The sequence below is a fragment of the Roseibium sp. RKSG952 genome, from assembly GCF_009711355.1.
Genome location: NZ_SMMF01000603.1, coordinates 1 through 2,433, shown reverse-complemented (window position 1 = coordinate 2,433; position 2,433 = coordinate 1). Strand labels below are relative to the sequence as shown.

Annotated in this window: 3 protein-coding genes; 1 reads left to right on the top strand and 2 read right to left on the bottom strand. The window is 57.8% G+C overall.

Going from position 1 to position 2,433, the window contains the following annotated elements; translation table 11 throughout:
* The first annotated feature begins 19 nt into the window (after positions 1 to 19).
* On the top strand, positions 20 to 145 hold the full coding sequence (rhuM, locus tag E1297_RS51170; protein ID WP_368669443.1) for a RhuM family protein: 126 nt from the start codon (positions 20 to 22) through the stop codon (positions 143 to 145).
* Positions 146 to 643: 498 nt separating this feature from the next.
* Here the strand turns inward: rhuM and E1297_RS02720 are convergent, their stop codons facing one another.
* Together E1297_RS02720 and E1297_RS02715 are read right to left on the bottom strand one after the other, a co-directional pair.
* Positions 644 to 1,651: a porin gene (locus E1297_RS02720; RefSeq protein ID WP_196223157.1), complete on the bottom strand. Its 1,008-nt coding sequence runs from the start codon at positions 1,649 to 1,651 to the stop codon at positions 644 to 646.
* Between the two features lie 110 nt (positions 1,652 to 1,761).
* Positions 1,762 to 2,244 carry a hypothetical protein gene (locus E1297_RS02715; RefSeq protein WP_155133590.1) on the bottom strand — a complete coding sequence of 161 codons (483 nt, stop codon included), beginning with the start codon at positions 2,242 to 2,244 and terminating at the stop codon, positions 1,762 to 1,764.
* Positions 2,245 to 2,433: the final 189 nt, after the last annotated feature.

The window sequence follows — 2,433 nt, the reverse complement described above, 5'->3', positions numbered from 1 at the left end:
TCACTGCAAGTCCTGCGGCATGAAGCCAGTTCAAACGGAGGGCGAGAGAACGGTTTTGCGCGATGTTGACTATTTTAATCTCGATGCCATCATTTCGGCGGGGTGTCGAGTTAGCTCCAAGCAAAGCATCCACTTTGGACGGTAGTCGACCAAAGTGCTGAATGACCATCTAATACGCTCCACGTCCAACTAACGAACAGACAAGTGACAGCTGCCGGGCACCTGAAGGTTCGGCATTTTCCGATATGTTGAGCACAGTGGGCGGCGCCCAGGAAATTAGCGAGAGGTTGCAAGCCCGGGTCACCGACGAATTGTCGGGCAGGCCTGAAAGCAGGCCACTGGGTGACGATCTAGATCCTGGCGACACACGGAAACCGCAGTATTTAACTCTACCGCTCGCTCTTTTAGGAGATTGACCGGGACAGGGGTAATAGGCCTCTGTGTTAGATCTATCGAATCGCACCGCCCCTACATTCAAAAGTACGATCTTTGATTGCGCAAGCGGCCAACGGAAAAACGCTATATGTTGTGGCACTCAACATCTTCCCGGTCCTTCAGGGTGGGGAAGATGTTGATCGCGGCAGACAAAGAAAAAGGGCGCCGCGATGCGACACCCTCGGGATTTCCCGGTGTCGGAAACCGATTACCAGGTGGTGGAGACGCGGAACATGGTGTTCCAGTCGTCGTCGTTGCCGTCGTCTTGGTAGCCGACTTCGCCCTGAAGGTCGAGATTGGCGAGCGGGGAGTAGACCAGACCGACGTTGCCGCCGTAGATGTCGTCTATGTCGTTGTTAGCGTTATACACCCCACCGACGTAGCCGTTGACAGTCGGGGTGAAGTGGTAGCCGGCGGCCAGGCTCAGCAGGAAGGTTTCGTCGGCTGCATCGAAGTATCCGACGGTCGCGCGGGCATCGACGTTCTCGATCACGGCTATTTCACCGGTGCCCTTGATCGCCCAGGCCTCCGAGGTATCTGAGTACATGGTAGACAGGTCGACCGTGCCCCAGCCCTGGGTTACACCGACGCGGCCGATGATGTCCGGTAGGTTATCCCTGTCAAAGGATGCGCCGAATTTATCGCGGTCGGAAGCTTCGAGGGACAGGCCCGCGTAGTACCCCGGACCGAATCCGGTGTGCAGGACGCTGATCTGAAGCGCGTCGTCGATAGCCAACTGGCTATCATCCAGGCCCGCGATGCCGGTCGCGTCGCCATAGAGAACGTTGGTATTGAACAGGGTTTCGTTGAAGCCGACGGTAGCCGGGCCCAAGGAGATGAAAGCGCGATCAAATTCGGCATCGTGCTTTTCGGTGTTGTCGGCTTCTACTTCGCTGCGAACGTAGGCGCGCAGCATGCCATACTCGGTGGCGGTGCGTGCCTCCAGGCCGATGCGGGCATCTATGCTTGCGTTGACTTCGTCGTCGCTGTTCTCGTTGAAGACGCTGGCGCGAATGCGGCCGTCGGTGCCTAGGCAGGTGTCGGTTCCCGGGATCTTGAAAAAGCCGGGGCCGTATTCGGCGCAGACTTCGACGTATGCGGCCGGGGCGGATGGGATGTCCGGGGCGGACGGAGCCGGAATGTCGGTGGCCATCGCCGGAGCGGCGACTGTAATTGTGAGAGCGGAAGCTGCGAGCGCCAGCCGGGTGAATTTCATGAGGGGTCTCCGAAGAATGGAATTCGCACAAAGGTTCGCTGGAACCTGATAGAAGCTAGGCATCGAATCCTTATTCCGTAAACAGCCGGCAACAAGGATTCGAAACCTTGTTACTCAAATGCCACACCGTCATGCTGTTTCCTCGGTTTTGTGGGGATGAGAATGTCTGTTGCGCCGGCCTCGAGGTGTTCGATCTCGGCTATGTCGAGGGGACTTTCGTTGTCGTAGGTCTCAACGGTGCCCTTGGTGAGTCTGACGTGGCGAGCGATAAGGCCCTGACCGCTCTTTCGCTTTCGGCGACGAACCGGAGCGATGCCCGTCGCCTTGGAGTGCTCCATCACAGCATCGATGGCAGCCTTGGCGGTGGCGAGATTGGGGAGAATGTGGATGAATTCGTCGCGGATGTTGTCCGGACCCTTGTAGTCGCTCGTCCACCAGATGCCGAACTGGACCGGGGTTGAGGGATCATCAGGGCATTCCTCCAGCTCCGGCGCGCCGCGATGGCCGGCGGCCTTTTTGGCCCAGGCGTCGAACGCCTCCTTCATGGCTTCGATTGCGATTGCGTCTATGTCGGAAACGGTTGAGGCGCTCATACTGAATCCCTCCGGATGTCATGTTGACGTTGTTGCGCTGTATCTCATTCAAGGATTCGCTTGTCAACGTCCGAGCGCTCTATAAAGGATTCGATTCACCCTCGGCGACTGTCGCCCGCGCTTTTTCCGGGGAGCGTGTGTATTTTAATGTCTTCGCCGCCCTGAAGGAAGGGGTTTGTCGCGCTTCTG

Coding starts and splice junctions, on each gene's coding strand:
- rhuM (WP_368669443.1), top strand. CDS start 20: ATGAAGCCAGTTCAAACGGAGGGCGAGAGAACGGTTTTGCGCGATGTT.
- E1297_RS02720 (WP_196223157.1), bottom strand. CDS start 1,651: ATGAAATTCACCCGGCTGGCGCTCGCAGCTTCCGCTCTCACAATTACA.
- E1297_RS02715 (WP_155133590.1), bottom strand. CDS start 2,244: ATGAGCGCCTCAACCGTTTCCGACATAGACGCAATCGCAATCGAAGCC.